Origin of the sequence: Acinetobacter puyangensis (assembly GCF_900096995.1) — a bacterium.
Lineage (GTDB): Bacteria > Pseudomonadota > Gammaproteobacteria > Pseudomonadales > Moraxellaceae > Acinetobacter > Acinetobacter puyangensis.
The window spans coordinates 292,088-311,819 of record NZ_OANT01000002.1 but is presented as its reverse complement, the minus strand read 5'-3'; the positions used below and the strand labels follow the sequence as shown (position 1 = coordinate 311,819).

18 protein-coding genes are annotated in these 19,732 nt (G+C 41.5%); 3 read left to right on the top strand and 15 right to left on the bottom strand.

What is annotated here, in order from left to right; all coding sequences use genetic code 11:
• The first annotated feature begins 40 nt into the window (after positions 1-40).
• A complete protein-coding gene (locus tag CRO21_RS05865; RefSeq protein WP_097078389.1) occupies positions 41-1,120 on the top strand; it encodes an OmpW/AlkL family protein in 1,080 nt (359 codons plus the stop codon).
• A 93-nt stretch (positions 1,121-1,213) separates the two neighbouring features.
• On the opposite strand, the gene rapA is transcribed toward CRO21_RS05865, so the two are convergent.
• The 9 genes from rapA to def all read right to left on the bottom strand — a co-directional run bounded on the left by rapA (position 1,214) and on the right by def (position 12,649).
• The gene (gene rapA, locus CRO21_RS05860; protein ID WP_097078388.1) at positions 1,214-4,054 is read right to left on the bottom strand and encodes an RNA polymerase-associated protein RapA; all 2,841 of its coding nucleotides are present in this window, start codon (positions 4,052-4,054) and stop codon (positions 1,214-1,216) included.
• 132 nt (positions 4,055-4,186) lie between these two features.
• Positions 4,187-4,831, bottom strand: a complete 645-nt coding sequence (locus CRO21_RS05855; protein WP_097078533.1) for an RluA family pseudouridine synthase — start codon at positions 4,829-4,831, stop codon at positions 4,187-4,189.
• Positions 4,832-5,030: 199 nt separating this feature from the next.
• Positions 5,031-5,804: a Rossmann-like and DUF2520 domain-containing protein gene (locus CRO21_RS05850; RefSeq protein WP_097078387.1), complete on the bottom strand. Its 774-nt coding sequence runs from the start codon at positions 5,802-5,804 to the stop codon at positions 5,031-5,033.
• Positions 5,805-5,885: 81 nt separating this feature from the next.
• Positions 5,886-6,920 carry an alpha/beta hydrolase gene (locus CRO21_RS05845; protein WP_097078386.1) on the bottom strand — a complete coding sequence of 345 codons (1,035 nt, stop codon included), beginning with the start codon at positions 6,918-6,920 and terminating at the stop codon, positions 5,886-5,888.
• 3 nt (positions 6,921-6,923) lie between these two features.
• The gene (locus CRO21_RS05840) at positions 6,924-8,042 is read right to left on the bottom strand and encodes a YdcF family protein (protein ID WP_097078385.1); all 1,119 of its coding nucleotides are present in this window, start codon (positions 8,040-8,042) and stop codon (positions 6,924-6,926) included.
• Between the two features lie 30 nt (positions 8,043-8,072).
• Positions 8,073-9,116, bottom strand: a complete 1,044-nt coding sequence (murB, locus tag CRO21_RS05835) for a UDP-N-acetylmuramate dehydrogenase (protein ID WP_097078384.1) — start codon at positions 9,114-9,116, stop codon at positions 8,073-8,075.
• 95 nt (positions 9,117-9,211) lie between these two features.
• Positions 9,212-9,727 carry a low molecular weight protein-tyrosine-phosphatase gene (locus tag CRO21_RS05830; RefSeq protein ID WP_097078383.1) on the bottom strand — a complete coding sequence of 172 codons (516 nt, stop codon included), beginning with the start codon at positions 9,725-9,727 and terminating at the stop codon, positions 9,212-9,214.
• Positions 9,728-9,790: 63 nt separating this feature from the next.
• Positions 9,791-11,980 carry a DNA polymerase III subunit gamma/tau gene (gene dnaX, locus CRO21_RS05825; RefSeq protein WP_097078382.1) on the bottom strand — a complete coding sequence of 730 codons (2,190 nt, stop codon included), beginning with the start codon at positions 11,978-11,980 and terminating at the stop codon, positions 9,791-9,793.
• A 126-nt stretch (positions 11,981-12,106) separates the two neighbouring features.
• Positions 12,107-12,649 (bottom strand): peptide deformylase, encoded by a 543-nt coding sequence (gene def, locus CRO21_RS05820; RefSeq protein WP_097078381.1) that lies wholly within the window; start codon positions 12,647-12,649, stop codon positions 12,107-12,109.
• Between the two features lie 457 nt (positions 12,650-13,106).
• Between def and CRO21_RS05815 the strand changes: the two genes are divergently transcribed.
• Together CRO21_RS05815 and CRO21_RS05810 are read left to right on the top strand one after the other, a co-directional pair.
• Positions 13,107-13,553, top strand: a complete 447-nt coding sequence (locus CRO21_RS05815; protein WP_097078380.1) for a hypothetical protein — start codon at positions 13,107-13,109, stop codon at positions 13,551-13,553.
• A 137-nt stretch (positions 13,554-13,690) separates the two neighbouring features.
• Positions 13,691-15,124, top strand: a complete 1,434-nt coding sequence (locus CRO21_RS05810) for an NAD-dependent succinate-semialdehyde dehydrogenase (RefSeq protein ID WP_097078379.1) — start codon at positions 13,691-13,693, stop codon at positions 15,122-15,124.
• A gap of 107 nt (positions 15,125-15,231) precedes the next feature.
• Here the strand turns inward: CRO21_RS05810 and pyrF are convergent, their stop codons facing one another.
• The 6 genes from pyrF to CRO21_RS05780 all read right to left on the bottom strand — a co-directional run bounded on the left by pyrF (position 15,232) and on the right by CRO21_RS05780 (position 19,731).
• Positions 15,232-15,915: an orotidine-5'-phosphate decarboxylase gene (pyrF, locus tag CRO21_RS05805; RefSeq protein ID WP_097078532.1), complete on the bottom strand. Its 684-nt coding sequence runs from the start codon at positions 15,913-15,915 to the stop codon at positions 15,232-15,234.
• 29 nt (positions 15,916-15,944) lie between these two features.
• Positions 15,945-16,304 (bottom strand): lipopolysaccharide assembly protein LapA domain-containing protein, encoded by a 360-nt coding sequence (locus tag CRO21_RS05800; RefSeq protein WP_097078378.1) that lies wholly within the window; start codon positions 16,302-16,304, stop codon positions 15,945-15,947.
• A gap of 27 nt (positions 16,305-16,331) precedes the next feature.
• Positions 16,332-16,637, bottom strand: coding sequence for an integration host factor subunit beta (locus CRO21_RS05795; RefSeq protein ID WP_087620038.1), 306 nt, complete (start codon positions 16,635-16,637; stop codon positions 16,332-16,334).
• 148 nt (positions 16,638-16,785) lie between these two features.
• Positions 16,786-18,468 carry a 30S ribosomal protein S1 gene (gene rpsA, locus CRO21_RS05790; protein ID WP_097078377.1) on the bottom strand — a complete coding sequence of 561 codons (1,683 nt, stop codon included), beginning with the start codon at positions 18,466-18,468 and terminating at the stop codon, positions 16,786-16,788.
• Between the two features lie 116 nt (positions 18,469-18,584).
• A complete protein-coding gene (gene cmk / locus CRO21_RS05785; protein WP_087620040.1) occupies positions 18,585-19,268 on the bottom strand; it encodes a (d)CMP kinase in 684 nt (227 codons plus the stop codon).
• 25 nt (positions 19,269-19,293) lie between these two features.
• The gene (locus CRO21_RS05780) at positions 19,294-19,731 is read right to left on the bottom strand and encodes an SRPBCC family protein (RefSeq protein ID WP_087620041.1); all 438 of its coding nucleotides are present in this window, start codon (positions 19,729-19,731) and stop codon (positions 19,294-19,296) included.
• Position 19,732: the final 1 nt, after the last annotated feature.

Here is a 19,732-nt window from a genome sequence, read left to right as displayed (position 1 = left end):
TAGCAGCGCAAGGAAAATCCAATGGACATGGAGTAAATGGATGAGAAAAATAATAGTGCTCGCCTGCACAATATCTGGCCCCTTATTGATGAGTCAAATCACCTATGCAGGATATGATTTTTTTAAAAGTGACGGTAATTTTAAACGTTTTTCGGTATCCGCAGGTTGGTTACATGCCATGCCACAAGGCAAAGCCAATAATATGAAAAACAGTACTGTTATTGTAGATGGCACCACAGCAGAAAATGGCAGTATCAGCAAAAAGGAGTTTCTGAATGCAGTTGATCCCGACTATCCACTAGAAAACTGGAAACTCGGTGCGATCAACTTTTTTTTCCCAAATGATGATTCTGATTTAAGCAGTGTTTCAGGCACAAGCACAATCAATGGCCTGCAAAACTGGGAAAGTGCCAATACCGGACTGGAAGCCAAAGATGTAGATACGCTTGGCATCATGATGAATTATCATATTAATGACAACTGGGCGGTAGAATTAAAAGCTGGTATTCCGCCTAAAGTGGATATCATGGGAAAAGGACAAGTCTATGCACCATTTAGTGGTACCGTCAAACCCGATGGTATTGGCACTGTATTGGGCGATATCAAGTTAAAAAAAGATATTTCAATTACCAATCTGGAACAAAGCGACACGGCTGCCACCGCAAGAGCATGGTTACCTGCGGCAGAAATCCATTATCAGTTTGGCAAGTCCGGTATTAACAAGTTCCGCCCTTATGTCGGAGCTGGCGTATTGTATGCTTATTTCAATGACATCAAAATAAATTCAGGGATTATCAAGGATCTGGAAAATGCCGGCCATAAGATCCAAAATATTAAAGATGGCCAAGCTGGTGGTGCATTGGAAGGCCGCGAGTCTAGCGCTAACATGAAAGTCAAGGTGAAAACTGATGATGCTTTTGCCCCGATTGTTACATTAGGTGCAACCTATGACTTTAATGACAAATGGTTTGCGGTTGGCTCAGTGTCTTATGCCAAACTCAGCAATGATACAACCATTACCGTCAAAAATGAAAATACTGGCGAAAGCTTAATTAAAGCCAGTACCACCATTGATATTGATCCTATTATCACCTACGCAGGGCTTGGCTATCGTTTTTAATAGACATTTAATTTTCCAAGTATAAAAAAACGCATGTTGTATTGCACAGCATGCGTTTTTGTTTGCTTTTAATGTAGATCAAAAAACAGCATATTAATTCGCTTTCACGACCACCAACACACGTATCGCTTCCGGCGTAATCGCCACCTGATCTAGCGCATCCAAGCCTTCTTGCTTTAACTTTTCCAAACGATCAATTTCATCCTGACGGATACTTGGATTGTGCTGTTTAAGATAATTTAAACGGTCAATCTCACGCTGCCAGCGTTGCTGGTACTGATTTTGAGCTTCCTTACTAATTTCCGGCAGTTTTGCTTTTGCCAGATCAAATGCCTGTTGATAGCGCTCTTCTATGATTTCCCGACGAGCTTTAATCACCTGACGAGAATTATTACCATCGAGATGATGGATATACGGTTGCAATACATGTGCAGCCACTTTTTCTGTTAAATCCTGACCATTTTCCGTCAACAGCACACGAATCAACTGTTTTGGCAGGCTGGCCTGTACATTCAATACCTTTGGTGCAATCACCTCAACCTTAAACCATAGCTCAAGTAAAATCGAACCCTGTTTGATGGCATTACTTTTTAGTAAAGCAACATTGGCACTTCCAAAAGACTGGGTGTTGATCAGTTCCATCACGCTTTCTACAAATGGGTGTTCCAGCGTTAAAAACTGTGAATCCTCACGGATTTGAGCCTGATCACGATAGAAGGTTGCAGTGATGCCATCTTCATCGAGTTGTAGACCCTGTACCTGTGTATGATCGGTTGGACGGATAATCACCGTACCATTGCTTTGTTCATCAAAATCAATATTGGTCGATGCCATAAAGCGTTTGATAAAATCAGGGAGTAGAGAATTGTCTTCATACTCTTCGAGTGCATGAATAATACGTTTCGCCACTTGCGGACGACAGGAGTTGTATTCGAGCAAACGATCCCGACCTTGTTGCAAATCTGCTTCAAGTTGTAAGCGCTGTTCATTAACCTGTTCCAGTAAAGGCTCAAATTTCTCCGGTAAATCGGCCAGCAAACACTCTTTTAAGTCAACAATAAAGTTTTCCTGTAAGGTTTGTGCTGCTGGTGAAATATTACTGAAAATATTTAACGCTTCATTGTACCAGCGGAACATACGCTCCTGCGCTGTACCTTCCACATATGGCACATGGATTTGAATACGATTTTCTTGGCCAATCCGATCCAACCGCCCAATTCGTTGCTCAAGCACATCGGGATTGGCGGGTAAATCGAATAAAATCAAATCACTGGCAAATTGAAAATTACGACCTTCAGATCCAATTTCAGAACAAAGTAATATTTGTGCGCCATAGCCTTCTTCGGCAAAATAGGCTGCGGCCTGATCACGCTCCAGCAAACTCATGCCTTCATGGAACATGGCTGTACGGATACCAGCATGAATACGCAAAGCATTTTCCAGTGCTTCTACCACAGGACCACTACGGGCAATCAGCAATACTTTTTTATGCTTTAAATCTTTACGTAAAATCTCCATCAACCATTTTACGCGCGGATCATGCTCCATCCATGCACCATCAAGCTGTGCTTCTTCCGGCCACATTTGTTCACGTAATTTACCACTGATATTCCAGCCTTCCGGACGAGGCAACGCCACAGGCAAACAATCCCTGCCGGGAAAACCCTGAATCGCTTCACGGGTGTTACGGAATAGAATACGTCCTGTACCATGACGATCTAGCAACTCGTGAATGGCACGATAACGCTGCTCAGGTTCATCTTCAATACTATGCCCGAGCAAGGTTTCTAGCGCTTGTATTTGTTCTGCTTCAAGCGGTAAATCAGACATCAAGACTTCAGCGATTTTTGCAGTTTGCTGATACTGTTCTTCTTCTGCCAGAAACTGATCCAGATCATTAAAGCGTTGCTGATCCAGTAAACGTAAGCGGGCAAAATGACTTTCCACACCCAGTTGTTCTGGTGTTGCTGTCAGCAATAAGACCCCTGGGGTTTTATTGGCAAAGTCTTCAACCAAATTATAGCGGTCGTTGCCGCCTTCTTCTTCATTCCACATCAAATGATGTGCTTCATCCACCACCAGTAAATCAAAGCCTGCTTCGATGGCTTGCTCATGCAAATCCGGATGATCAAGCATCAGATCGATACTGGCAATAATCAGTTGTTCGGTTAAAAATGGATTCAGCTCTGGATCATGCTCTTTAATCGAAGCAGTCCGGGTCAAATCAAATAGGGAAAAATGTAAATTGAAACGACGACGCATTTCAATCATCCATTGATATTGCAAAGAATCCGGCACCAGAATCAGGATCCGTTCACTGCGACCAGTTTTCAGTTGCTGGTGAATAATCAGTCCGGCTTCAATGGTTTTACCCAAGCCGACTTCATCTGCCAATAAAACACGGGGTGCCAGACGCGTACCCACTTCATTGGCAATATAAAGTTGGTGTGGAATCAGTCCAACTCTAGCACCTAATAGTCCACGCAATGGGCTACGTTTCATTTGTGCCTGCATCAGCAAGGCCTGAATACGCAGGTCATACCATTCTTTATAATCAATCTGGCTGGCCAGCAATCGTTCTAGTGGTCTGGATAACTGGATATGCGCGCCCAGACGGGTTTCATTTAAATCTTTAACAATGTCTTGTCCATTGGCATCAATGCGTTTGGCACGATAGCGCAACACATCATGACGCTCTTCAACAGCTTCGACAGTCCATTCCACCCCTTCCTGGTCCTGAATGGCATCACCGACATTAAAAACAATACGGGATAAAGGTGCATTATTGCGTGCATAAACACGGGTTTCGTCACTTTTTGGAAATAATATGCTGACTGATCTCTCATCTACATCGATAAGTACACCCAAACCAAGTTCGGATTCCGTATCTGATAGCCAACGCTGTCCAATAGCAAACTGTTGCAATTTTTTCACCTTACCAATTAAATTTAAAAGTACCCAAATGTCGTTTTATAAAATCGTATCCACATTTCGTCATCATACAGCAAGCGTCATAATAACCATTATACCGAACACAACCTGATGAATACATCATCAATTCTAAAACTAAAATGGTGGCGGACAAACAAACTTCAATGTCTGCCCTGTTACTGGATGTATAAAACTTAATTCTGTCGCATGTAAACACAGACGATCAGATAAACTTTGCCCTACAGGTGTGGCATATAAAGTATCACCAATAATTGGATGATCAATATATTGCATATGTACACGTAATTGATGTGAACGACCAGTAATTGGCGTCAATGCCACTCTGGAGACAAGACGATCCTTGATCTGGAACTGATCCAATACCCTAAAATAGGTTAATGCAGATTTTGAATAATCGGGATCGGCAATATGTAAAGGCGGATTTTGCGGATCATAACAGACTGGTATATCAACCTGTCCCTGATCAACTGGCTGTCCTTCAACAATCGCCTGATATAATTTTTTGGTTTGTCGATCTTGAAATTGACGAGAAATATGACTTTGTGCCGGACGGTTCAATGCAAATACCAGCAACCCCGAGGTATCACGATCCAGACGATGTACCAGTAATGTTTTTGCTTCAATGGCTTGTAAACGGCTAAGGACACTATCAAACAGTGCATCACCTTTACCTGGAACGCTGAGCAGACCTGCTGGTTTGTTGATAACCAAAAGATCATCATCACGATAGACCAGACATTCTTCCAAGAAATTACTCAACGCGACAACCACATTATAATTTTGCAAGTGGCAAATAATAGTGATTTCAGCGCGCCGCCGCAATTATTTTTTGCAAAAGTAAGCAAAAAATATGATCTTTTGCTTTTATTCTCCAATCTGCATCATAAAAGTACATTGATGATAGTTAAATGCCAAACAGTCCTGATCATCATTAAGATCAAACACTACATCTTGACATTCAAGATATCGGATGACGTTGTTTAATCGCAGTACTTAGCATGGCATAAATTTCCTGCCACTCCGGATGTGGTTTTAACATATCCAGATGCAAAGCTATGATATTTTGATCATGTCGCCGTGCAGGTCCGGTCTGGTTTTGCCGTGCCGAAGCATATTGCAATTTTTGTGCAGTCTGTAACACCAATGGCAGAATCAAATGTTGATCGACCTGATGCTGCTGCAAAATTTGCTCGGCAATATCATAGCAATAATTGCTGAAATTTGAGGCAAAAACCCCAGCCAAGTGCAATGATAGACGCTGATTGGAATCATAATGATAGATTTGTTCTGATAATACACCAGCCAGCCTATCCAGTTTTTGTAAATCGAACTGCTGCGTTGCTTCCAGAAAAAATGGCGTACTATCCCAATCAATTGTCTGATCAAAGCTAAAACTCTGTAGAGGATAAAACACCCCTGCCTGTAAGTTTTCACCTTGTAAAACCTGAAGATGGGTACTGCCGGAAGTATGCGCCACCAAACCGGAGTAATTGATCGCTGCCAGTTGTCTGGCGACAGTTGCAATTTGCGCATCACTGACTGCAATCAATACAACATCTGCTTGTGTTAAGTGCTCAATACGATCCAGTGCAATCGCTTCTACTTGTTGTGCCAGATGCTCTGCGTTCGCAATATTTCGACTGACAATATGCTGAATCTGAATATTTTTAGCATAAAACGCTGTTGCCAGATGCGTTGCCACTCGACCTGCGCCAATCAATGAAACTTTCATGTTTATCCTATTATAAAAACTGTCCTGTTAAAATTGAGACTCTATTTTTCACCACAGTTTATTCTTTACCGGAAAAACATCTTATTGATAATACTGGCGTTTATATTTTGCATTTAAAAAAGCCGGAATTAAGCCTGTTAAAGCGGCACGGATATCGGCACGTTCATTAATCAACTGATGTGACCCTTCTTCCAGAATCAGTGACGTTTGCAAACGAAACTTACGCCGAATATATTCAATGTTATAACGCCAGTCTACGGTCTGATCCAGTGCACCTTGTGCCAACCAGACCGGAATACGACAGGCCGGACGTCCTTCCATTTTCACCATCCAGCGTGACATCGCCAAAATCCAGTTCATACTCATAGTTCTGGGTTGTAAGGGATCCTGTAAACGCACAAAACGTAAAAATTCCGGATTATGATTATTGCGTTTAAAATGACGCGGTACCTGACGTTTGATGCGGCGTACAATGCCTAGACCAATTGAATTATGCCACCATGCCGACTTTGCCGGACGAATCAACGGTGAGAGTAATAAAACCCGATCGACCATCGGTTCCTGCCGCTGCTCGGCATATTCCAGAATATGATGCATCCAGATTGCCCCACCGGTGCTTTGCCCGACACCCAACCATGGTTTAGGTAACTGCGCTGCTGCTTCTACCGCAGCTTTAATCCCCAAAAGTACATCCTGATAATCATCAAAATCTTCAATACCAGCGACCGTACCATTACTTAAACCATGGCCCGGTAAATCAAAAGTCAGGACACTAAAACCTTGTTCCAGTATTTCCTGAATAATCGGCTGATAAATTCCACTATGTTCCAGATAACCATGTAACAACCAGACCGATCCCTTAACTGTTTCGGCCTGTTTCGGTTCAAATACCTGCACATGAATACGAAATTTCGCCACATCAACAAAGCCTTGCCAATGATGACAATCCAGAAGATTTAAACCATATAATAGCTGATAACCTTCCAAAACTGGATTTAGCAAAGTCGGTTCGGATAAATCCAATTGGTTAAGTGCCGTCGGTGTATCTTCACGATTGGGTACCGGCAAATCTTGTGCCTGTAATACCACAGGATTCATAAAAGGGATATTTGCCATAACTTAAGGAATCTCCCGACAATTACGTTCGCCAAGTAACTTATTATAAATCAAAGCCAACAGTTCATAATTGGCACGGCGGCTATGCATCCAGTTTTGTCGGCTGGGCTGCCATGGGGTTAAAGCATTGGGTAAAGGAGAAACAACCGGAATGGTACGAATACCATTTTTTGCAAATAACTCACGTGATCGCGGCATATGATAAGCATCGGTGATCAAAAATACCGTTGGCGCCCCACCTTGCTTTTGTAATAACAAAGAACTGAATCGTGTATTCTCACAGGTATTCATACTACGATTTTCTAGGAATTGTGCCTGAATATGATGCTGATCCAGCCATTTTTGCATATACGGGGCTTCCACACCACTGAGTAAAATCGGCAAATGATGCGAGTTATAAATCTGTACTGCCTGTTCCAGACGTTTGACCGTATAAAGATTCGGTACAATATCGTGTTTATCTTTGCCGATAGTTAATCCACCGCCTAAAATAACAATCGCATGTGGCTGGTAAGCCGGCCGTTGTAGCACATAAGGCGATTCAAACTTTTCTTGCACATTATTACCGTGTAAATTTGTAATATGTGTCAGATTTTCATTCTTGGTTAAAAATTCCCGATATTGCTGAAACAGTGGTTCATTTTCATCCTGCTGAAACTGCTGCATAAAGTCGATGGCTGGTGGCTCTTCCTCATTACTGTTTTCATCAGAACTATTTTCATCAGAATCTTGTGCTTGCGCCTCCAGTTTTAATTCTGGCGTCGCCTCTTCCAGCTTTTGCTCAGCAATCATTTGTTGTAGCATTTCATAACGCTGTTGTAATTCTATAAAATTTTCAGCATGACCATCTTGTAAGGATTGATTGACTTCATACAAATATGCCCGTCTAGCCACCCATTCAGGCGAACCGGGTTCCAGATTACTTTCCAGACTTAAACGACCAGTTTTCTGACTTTGTGCAGCAATCGGATCGACCTGAACATTGACGGCATGATTAAGTACCCACAGAATCGTTTTGGCATAAAATGGCGAATAGACAAAAACCGTCAACACTGCCGCAAGAAAAATAAGCGCAATGAGCCAACGTAATAAACGAACTATTGCGTGAGCTTTTTCTGCCATATTTGCGACCTTTTTATCCCAGTATAAAGATTAGCATGCGGAAACATGAGGGGAAATTTCCCCTGATTCATTTAATAATACAGGCTCAGGTTCTAAACGAATAGCAAATTTTTGATATATATCTGTTTGAATTTGTTCATAAGTACGCTGAACATCTTGCAAACTCGCCTGACCATAATTGACCAGCACCAAGGCCTGCCGTTCAAACATGCCCACATCACCGAGTCTTTTTCCTTTCCAACCGGCTTGATCAATCAACCAACCTGCGGCAACTTTTTGCATATCATTATTTTGCGGATAATGCGGGACACGGGGATAATGTTCAATCAAATCAGAAAATTGTTGGGCGGCAAGCACAGGATTTTTAAAAAAACTGCCAACATTGGGAAAGTGTTCTGGTTGGGGTAATTTTTGCCGACGAATATGGATAATAGTTTGCAGTAATTTTTCTGGCGTTGCCTCATCACCTACCTGCTGTGCCACATCAGCATATTTTAATTGTAACTGCGCATGCTTGAATAGTTTAAAACTCACAGCATAAATAATGTAACGCCCTGCCTGCTGTTTAAAGATACTGTCACGATAGCCAAAATCACATTGTGCTGCTTTAAATTCAATATGTTGGTCTTGTTTTAAATCATAAGCCCAAATGGTTTCTATAAATTCACCAGCTTCCACACCGTAAGCACCAATATTCTGAATAGGCGCTGCACCGACTCGTCCAGGAATCAAAGCTAGATTTTCCAGTCCATGATAGCCCTTAGCACAGCAATCACAAACAAAATCATGCCAGATTTCACCTGCCTGTACCTTAATCACCACCTCATCATCATTTTCAGACAGAATTTCTTTGCCCTGCGTGAGGATATGAATGGTTAAAGCCCGAAATTTTTCAGGCAATAATAAATTACTGCCACCTGACAATACAAAAATATTAAGCTGATGCGCTCTAGCATAATCAATGGCTTGTTCAAGATCATGATGATCAGTTAACGCCACATAATCACTACATTGGCTTTTTAGGGCAAGGGTATTAAATGCTGTTAAATCAAAATTATGCTGTACTGAAATCACTGATATTCCAACTGTAAAATATTATTCGAGATAAGGTTCTAAAGAGGACCAGTCTTATCTAAAAAAATGATTATTGAAAACCATTTTTTAAATCATTATGCTTTAAAATCATACTTTTGCCAGTAACGAATCCATGCCTGACTGCTAGATTCACACTGGCGAATGACACGTTCAAAGTCCTTGGCATCACCATAATAAGGATCAGGTATGGCTTGCTGTGGAAAGTCCAAATCATGTTGACTCATCAATGCCAGATGGGCGCGAACCGAACCCTGTTTTAATGTCTTGTCGGATTGTCGCATCAATAATTCTATATTGCCCAGATTTTCATGGTCCATAGCCAGAATTAAATCAAACTGTTCGAAATCTTGCGCTTGAATCTGTCTAGCACGTAAATGACTTAAATCATAGCCCTGCTCTCTGGCATATTTTTGACTTCTTGCATCAGGTGGCTGATTGGGGTGGTAATTACTGGTTCCGGCAGAATCGACCATAATATTTAGCCCGGCCTTGTCAATATGTTGCTGTAAAACAACTTCCGCTGTCGGCGATCGACAGATATTTCCCAGACAAACACACAAAACTTTATACGGTACAGATGATTGTGACATGTGCTAAAAAATTTTCCCAATCCATATATTCATAAAATTACCATATGATGGCAACATACCAAATCAGCTTTTAAATTTTAAATCCACAACATCGGCAGAAAATGCATTGACCAGATCAGCAACAACCGGATGCGATAAAATTTGCTTTTCTGCCAACGTATAGGCGCGCTGTTTGCGTAACTGCTGCAAATGCAAAGGTGTATTTTGCTCAATAGTCTGATAGACCACCTGCAAATTCAGGTTTTGGTTTAATTCACTTAACTGAACTTTGATATTTTCGACAAAAGCCTCAAAAATTCGTTGATAACTTGGATCAATGGTCAGTTGGCATGCCCCTTCAATATGGCCGTCCATTGCTGCATGCTGCGCCAGCTCCTTAACTGCGGGAGAAAGCGCAGATTGCCGCAACCAGTAATCCCATTTTTCTACGGTCCATTCCCCCGTTAAATCTTGCGGTTGAGGCTGCAATAAATCTCTAGGATCAATATTATCAATTGTTTGATCCAGACCAATAGCGTTTTCAGGAGATAAAGTTTCGACCTGCGATCCTTGATCATCAGGTAATATTTGCTGGGCTTGTTGTACTACCTTGTGTTCTCTCGTTACTGTAGCATCCGATTCAGAAGATGACGGTAAAACATTTTGCGCTAACAACGTATGCTGTGAATCATCTGATAATTGTTCAATCTCTACTGCATCGTCCTGTGACACAGACATATTTGTGCCAACCTGATCAGCCATGCTGGAATCCAGCGCAATATTTTCATCTTGTTCAGTCTGTTGATGTTCTGGTGTTTGTTCCAAGAGATTAGTTTGTTGCCGGACATCCATTGGCTCTGAAACAGCATAGGATTGATCAGTCAACTGTATCGATTCAGATGGCAGAATATCCACCTGTTGATCTGGTATTTCATGTGATTCCGCTAGTGGAGCAGATGGTATTTGCAAATCTGAATCAGAAGACGCAACCTGTGCATTTTTAGCTTCATCTAGAGAGGGTTGCATAGATGTTGAAGATACGGAAGTGTGCCCAGCAGTTGACTGCGATATCGATTGAGTATCTTGGTTTGCTTGCGCATCTTGTGGTGATTGTAACTCTTGTGTTGTATTTAGCTGTGATACCGTAGACTGCGGAATTGCGACGGGCTGTTCAATCACCTCGCCACTCGCCACTGGTCGAAATGCCAGCAAGCGCATCATACACATTTCAAAACCTTGTTCCGGTGTTAGGGCCAATGCCAAATCGGCACGCCCCTGAATGGCAATCTGGTAATAAAGTTGTACATCCTGCGAATTGATCACTTGGGCAAGTTGTGCTTTACGCTGCTCTTCTTCAATTTGCGTTTGTTCGCCAGATTGCCCTAGACACTGAATAATCGCCACTTCATGTAAGGTGCTAATCAACTGCTCTAACACATGCATGACATCAATCGCTTGTTGCCGCATATCCTGAATCAGACTAGCCACAAGTGCCCGATTGTCCTGATGAATTGCGATCAACAAATCAAAAATCAGGCTCTTATCAATCAGCCCCAGCATTTCCTTGACATCATTTTTCAGTACTTGTCCCTGACCATAAGCAATCGCCTGATCAGTCAAAGACAGCGCATCACGCAATGAGCCTTGCGCAGATTCCGCCAGTTGCCATAAAGCCTCCGGTTGATGCACAATCTCTTCAGTTTCCAGAATTTGGTCAAGATGATGAAAAATTTCATCTTTTGCCAAAGGACGCAGGGTAAATTGTAAACAACGGGAAATCACGGTAATCGGTAATTTTTGTGGATCAGTCGTCGCAAATAAGAATTTTACATGTTCAGGGGGTTCTTCCAGCGTTTTTAACAATGCATTAAAGCTATGCGTTGACAGCATATGCACTTCATCGATCAAATAGACTTTATAACGCCCCTGCGTCGGTGCATACGGTACATTATCCAGTAATTCCCGTGTATCTTCGACACGGGTACGGGAAGCTGCATCAATCTCGATCAAATCGATAAAACGCCCTTCATTCACCGCTTTACAGACAGAACACTGCTCACATGGGGTTGCTGTTACCCCGGTTTCACAGTTTAAACATTTGGCGAGAATACGTGCGATCGTGGTTTTACCAACACCACGCGTCCCTGTAAACAAATAGGCATGGTGTAAACGTCTATTCGCCAGTGCACTGCTTAACGCCTTGGCAACATGGGTTTGACCCACTAACTGACTAAAATTACGTGGACGATATTTTCTCGCAAGTACTTGATACATGTATGCTCCTTTTCCAAGTGCTAGCATACTGTTTTTTTCCATTTTAGTGAATGAAATGTCCGCTAAAAATAAAACAAAGCGACAAATTATGGCTTGTCAGTCGCATCTTTGTTCACATCCTATCAATCATCTTTGATGACTAAGGGCTAATTTTGACGGATCAATAGGGATTAATTGGTCTTGCAAAGTCGTTGTACGTTCTACAAATAAAATTCCGTTCAGATGATCCACCTCATGTTGCACAATTCTTGCCGGAAAACCTTCAAAACTGCGTTGTACCACTTCACCTTCTAGCGTCAAATAACGCACAGTTACAGCTTGTGCCCGTTCAACTTGCCGGCGTAAATCTGCAACACTCAGACAACCTTCTTCTCCCATACAGGTTTCTGTGGAATGCTCAATAATTTCCGGATTGATCATCACAATCGCGGCCATCTCCGGTGCTTCCGGATAACGGGGGTTTGGCCTTGAGGCAACGATAATCACACGTTTGGATACATAGACCTGCGGCGCAGCAATACCTACACCATTACGCTCAAGCATGGTATTCAGCATTGCACTTGCCAGTTGTTTAAGCCATTGGCTATTTAATTCAGCCTGAGCCACAGGCGCTGCTTGTAGCGTTAAAATCTGCTCGCCACGTTGTGCAACCGGTAAAATAACGCGCATAATCATTTCCAATGAATTTCATATTTTAGATGAGTATTTAAAGATCAATACTAAAATTACAACATTTCCAATCAGTTATGCTAAACAGGCAAAATTTGCTAAATCGCTTACATTTTTTAGAAGTTATCATCGCTTGCCAGCCTCATGTTGTTGCATAAATTTGTATTGTCTTCGCCCAATATCAGCATGAGCAGATTTTTCTAACATAACACCAATTCGGGCAGGAATCACTATCACTTAATGCAGCTTCAAATATTAGGGTTTATGCTCATTTGTTTAATTCTTTCCAGCTTTTAACCTATATTTCAAGGCAATAAATCTTGCTCTTTGTTTTCAACATATCTTGCAAGATGCTATTTTTCTTGTTATTTTCATTATAAGAAAAATGTCTAAGTAATTAGACCGTGTGGATTTAACCAACTTGCCAGCACAAAAATGGCTAAACCGGAGCATCATGATGAGCACATTATCAGTGTCTGAAATTTTTAATCACTTTGATTTTTATCAAAAAAATTATCAAGCTATTTTACTTGACTCGACACAATACTATATTGCTGTGGAAGATGCCTATCTCCAATTACCTTTTTCTGTGAAAATTCCCTTATTTCTAGGTGATTTATTACAGTTATGGTGTAGCCAGCAATGGGTTGATCATACTATAGATGCCTATTTATTTAATCCGCAAGACATTCCATTTAAGATCAATACAGATCGCAATCTATATTATCTTTACCAGATTGATTGTAGAAAATTAAGCAACAATTTTGCAAAAACTCACTCAATACAAAGTCAGCAACAAGATATTGCCCTGCATTTAGGTCAGATACTTCAATATCTAAGCACCTATAAACTTTTAACCAGACCTCAACCTGCCTACTTTAATGATATCAAGCATGTAGTATGATGAGAAAAAAGGATATTAATTACCAGATTAGAGCAATCGTATCACGAAGTGAGATAACATTAACAATTCCCTTCTTTTCATTAATTCTTACAATCCATTAAGATAAATTACTCATGCTTATTACAGGACGAAAGAGAATGTATCCAAACACACAGCTTTATATCAATGGACAATGGACAGATGCACTAGACCACACGACTTTGGATGTGATCAATCCTGCTGATGAAAGTACCATTGGATCGGTTGCCAAAGCCAGTAAAGCTGATCTGGATCTGGCACTAGATGCCGCAGCACAAGGCTTTGATGTTTGGAAAAATACTCCTGCCAGTAAACGCAGTAAAATCATGCAACAAGCCGCACAGATTTTAAGAGAACGTGCTGATGCTATTGCTAAAATCATGACACTGGAACAAGGTAAACCACTGGCTCAATCCAAATCAGAAACGTTGGGCGCAGCTGACACCATAGACTGGTTTGCAGGTGAGGCTTTACGGGCTTATGGTCGTATTGTGCCGCCTCGTGCCATTGATGTGCAATCGCTAGTGGTGAAATCTCCAGTTGGTGTAGTTGCAGCCTTTACCCCGTGGAATTTCCCACTTAATCAAGTGGTACGTAAATTATCTGCGGCTTTGGCTGCGGGTTGTTCAATCATCATCAAAGGCCCAGAAGATACGCCTGCTTCACCGGCGCAACTGATTCAGGCTTTTCATGATGCTGGTGTACCAAAAGGTGTGATCAATCTGGTGTATGGCGTTCCTTCCGAAATTTCCGAGTATCTAATCCCTCATCCAACAGTCAAAAAGATTTCCTTTACTGGTTCTACGCCAGTGGGGAAACAACTGGCCAGTCTGGCAGGGTTACACATGAAAAAGGTCACCATGGAACTCGGTGGTCATGCGCCAGTACTCATTTTTAAAGATGCAGATCTGGATACGGCAGCCAAGGAAATCGTTGCCGCCAAGTTTCGTAATGCCGGACAGGTCTGTATTGCACCAACGCGTTTTATTATTGCACGAGAAGTGTATGAGCAATTTACCCAAAAACTGGTTGATCAGGTCAAACAATTAAAAGTTGCCAACGGATTGGAAGAAGGTACAGACATTGGTCCGATGATTCATGCGCGTGGTTTTAAAAATATTCAGCGTCTGATTGAGAATGCGGTTACGAAAGGTGCAAAACTTTGCTTCGGTGGCAAGGCATTAGACGGCAAAGGCTTTTTTATGCAACCGACCATTTTAAAAGATGTGCCATTGGATGCAGACTGCATGCGTAATGAACCATTTGGGCCATTGATTCTATGTATTCCATTCGATCATTATGAAGAAGCCATTCAGGAAGCGAATCGCCTGCCATTCGGTCTGGCTGCCTATGCTTATTCGGAAAGTAATACAACCTGTATGGCACTCGGACGTGATATTGAAGCGGGAATGTTGACCATTAACTATATTGGTTTAAGTGTTCCAGAATTGCCTTTCGGTGGTGTAAATGATTCCGGCTATGGTTCAGAAGGTGGCAGCGAAGCCATTGAAGCCTACCTGAATACCCGTCTTGTCACGATTGCAGGGCGCTAATAGGAATTTGAAATAAAGATTTGAGCTACTAAAAACACAAAAGCCATGTAAATCATGGCTTTTGTTGATTAATGATATTTTTAATCAGAAAAACATATCTTTAATACTTAATGAATACTCTGATAAATTTGTTGTAATGTCTGCTGCGGATTTTGAGCCTGAGTGATCGGACGACCAATGACCAGATGTGTCGCACCATCCTGTATAGCCTGTTGTGGCGTCACAATACGTTTTTGATCATCGGCATTACTGCCCAAAGGTCGAATACCTGGTGTAATAAGCTGAAACTCAGAACCGAGTTCTTTACGTAGTAATGGTGCTTCCTGAGCAGAACACACCACCCCATCAAGCCCACAATCCTGTGTCAACTTTGCTAGTCTTAGCACATGATCCTGTGGTTCAACATCTAATCCCAATTCCAATAAATCTTCTTTGCCAATTGAGGTTAACACAGTTACTGCAATCAAAATGGTTTGATGATCGTGTTGCTGTAAACGCTCGGCACAGGTGGTCATCATTTTACGACCACCCATGGCATGTACATTCACCATCCATACCCCAAGATCGGCAGCAGCCAATACAGCCTGTGCTGTGGTATTGGGAATATCATGAAATTTTAAGTCGAGAAATACTTCAAAACCACGATCATGCAATGCTTTTAATACTTGTGGCCCGGCCAAAGTAAACAGCTCTTTACCCACTTTAAGGCGACATAATTTGGGATCAAGTTGATCAGCCAATGCCAATGCCTGATCTTGACTGTGTACATCTAGCGCAACAATAATACTCAACGCAACTTTCCCGTCTAAAAAAAAGCCCATTATAATGGGCTTTTATCATCTTGGTGAATATCTAAAATAGTTTTTTCATGCCTTGCAGCAGCGGCAGCCTCGGCAGCAGCAGTTTGGGCATTTTGTATTTGCTCTTTGCGTAAATGCTCAATATCTTTACGCAAACGTTTAATTTCCCAACCTTTTTGAATAACTTTAAATACCAATATACCGAGTAGCAATCCAATAATCACACCCAATACAATAGTTAATAGTAACAATAAACCCAGACGCATTTCTGGCACTTGAGTAAAGAGTAAATCTACCTGCAATTCTGCCGGGTTTTGTAAAACCAAAGCGAGAGCATAAGCAAAAATTGCAATAAGTAAAGCAATTAAAAATATACGCATTTGAATATAACCTTTTTATTTAAAGTATTATTTTCCTGCTTGCTCATTCACCGCATCACGTAAAGCTTTACCAGGTTTGAAGTGTGGTACAGCCTTAGCTGAAACACTCACCTTTTCACCTGTTTTAGGATTACGACCTAAACGAGGTTGACGGTGATGCAGTGCAAAACTACCAAATCCGCGAATTTCAATGCGCTGATTGGTCGATAAAGCAGAAATCATATGATCGATCATGATTTTAACAGCTTCTTCTACAATAGGCTCTGCTAAATGTGGATTTTTTTCAGAAATCTTTAAAATTAAATCTGATTTATTCAGTGCTTCTGTGGTCATGAGAATTGATCCTCGTCGCTTATTCTTATTAGATAATAACCTGTTTAAATACAAAAAGGTAGCATTAGATTGGTATCTAATGCCACCTTTTACATATTTATAATAATTTTTTTGCAAAAATTACTACAAAAAGCATCACAAAATGCAATTATTTATTTTGTGCAGCTTTAATCAAATCACCAAGTGTCTTCGGACCATTGGTTTCAGCTGGTTGAGCTGCTGCTTGACGCGCATTGCTCAAGGCTTCTTTCTCTTCCGCTTCGTCTTTCGCTTTGATTGACAAGTTAATTGTGCGAGATTTACGATCTACATTAATGATCTTCGCTTCAACTTCCTGACCAACTTCAAGGAACTTCGTTGCATCTTCAACGCGATCACGGTTGATTTCAGATGCTTTTAACTGTGCTTCAACTTCATCAGCCAACTTCACAGTTGCACCTTTGGCATCAACAGCAGTCACAGTACCTTTAACCAAAGCACCACGTTCGTTCACAGCAAGGAAATCGTTGAATGGATCGCTATTTAACTGTTTGATACCCAAGCTAATACGGTTACCTTCAGCATCAACAGACAGAATCACAGCTTCAACAGTGTCACCTTTCTTGTAACGACGGATTGCATCTTCACCCACTTCATTCCAAGAAATGTCAGACAAGTGAACAAGACCATCAATACCGCCTGGTAAACCAATGAAGATACCAAAGTCAGTGATTGATTTGATTGAACCAGAAACTTTTTCACCTTTCTCATGGTTTTTCGCAAACTCTTCCCATGGGTTAGCACGAGTTTGTTTGATACCCAGAGAAATACGACGACGTTCTTCATCAACTTCAAGCACCATCACATCAACTTCGTCACCGATCTGAACAACTTTAGACGGGTGGATGTTTTTGTTGGTATGATCCATTTCTGAAACGTGAACAAGACCTTCAACGCCTTCAGCGATTTCTGCAAAGCAACCATAATCAGTTAAGTTGGTTACACGTGCTTTAACAATTGAGCCTTTTGGATAACGGCTCATGATTTCCATCCAAGGATCTTGACCTAATTGTTTCAGACCCAAAGATACACGGTTACGTTCTTTGTCAAACTTAAGGACTTTAACAGTCACTTCCTGTCCAACTTCAACTACTTCAGATGGATGTTTGATACGTTTCCAAGCCATATCTGTGATGTGTAATAAACCATCGATACCGCCAAGATCAACGAATGCACCGTAATCTGTAAGATTTTTAATTGTACCTGTAACAGTTTGGCCTTCTTCCAGTTGAGAAAGAAGCGCTTCACGATCCGCAGAAGATTCTGCTTCCATTACAGCACGACGAGATACAACAACGTTATTACGTTTTGCATCAAGTTTGATCACTTTAAATTCTAACTCTTTGCCTTCAAGGTGAGTTGTGTCACGGATTGGACGAGTGTCTACCAATGAACCTGGCAAGAACGCACGAACTGGACCGATGTCCACAGTGAAACCACCTTTCACTTTACCAGAAATAACACCGGTAACGATTTCGCCATCATCGAAGATTTTTTCAAGTTTAGTCCATGTTTCAGCACGTTTAGCTTTTTCACGGGATAAAACAGTTTGACCCATACCGTTGTCAAGCGCTTCAACAACAACATCTACAGTATCGCCAACAGCGACTTCAAGTTCGCGTTGATCGTTTAAGAATTCTGCACGGTCAACAACACCTTCAGATTTAAGGCCAGTGTCAACTGTTACCCAGTCGTCATCAATGCTAACAACTGTACCTTGGATGACTGCACCCTTTTCTACGTTAAGATTTAATTCACTTTCTTCAAAGAGGGCTGCAAAAGATTCGGTCATGTGATACCTAGTAATATCAATATAGGGCTTGGATCAGAACAAGTCCGGCTTGGTTACACAATACGCTGGATCATAATTCTGACCAACCCAGCATATGCTATATAAAAATTTGTAAACTAATGAGACAAGCACTGATCGATATAAATCGTCATTTGTTCAAACACTTGCGCAATACTCAAATCTGAGCTATCAATAATTTTTGCATTGATCGCAGGCTTAAGCGGCGCAACTGAACGCTCCATATCGCGTTTATCACGTGCTTCTATATTAGCTAAAATGGTGCTTATATTAGCATCAACACCCATCGTCTGCAACTGTTTTACTCGTCTGGCTGCACGGGACTCGGCCGAGGCGGTCAGAAATATTTTGACTTTTGCTTGAGGGAAAACCGTCGTTGCCATATCTCTTCCATCTGCAACCAGACCTGGCAACTGGGCAAAATCACGCTGTCTTTGTAATAATGCAGCACGTAATGCAGGAACCGCTGCAACACGTGATGCATATTCCCCCACGATTTCGGTACGAATTTCCTGACTAACGTTTCGTCCTTCCAATCGCACTTCAAGCCCTTGTTCGCTGCCCTGAAACTGGATATCCAGATCGGTTGCAACTTGCACACAGGCATCAATATTGTGCTCAAGCTGATCCAGCAATTGCCGATGGAATAGACTTAATCCTAATAAACGATAAATTGCACCGGAATCCAACAAATGATAACCATAATGTTGTGCGATTTTTGCAGCCAGCGTACCTTTGCCGGAACCGCTGGGACCATCAATGGTAATAATATTTACAGTCATATCTGTACCGAAAGTTTATACGAAATTATTTCAGGGATTTGGCAAATTTCGCCATCCCCGTACTAATGGCAAATTTAAGCTGTGACAACACAATTGCACTTACAAATGGTAGTTTAGCATCAAATTCAATATCATACGTCACTAGTGTTGTATTCTCAGTCAATGCTTTAAAAGTTATATATCCGACATGATGCTTAACCAGCGGGTTATCAATGATTTTATATTCGATAGACTGATTTTCTTCCAGACGGGTAATTTGTTCCTGAAGTGGCTTAATCCTGCCAAAGCCCAGTTTACGCACAGAACCCACGCCATCTGGACGTTGTGGATCGGCAGCATCCTTGACTCGAACCACTTGAACCGGCCAGAACATTTTATTATAAGTGGCATGTTTGGCAAATAATTCAAATACTTGATCAATAGGTCGATTGAATTTTTGTTGCATGGTGATCTTTTTATTCATG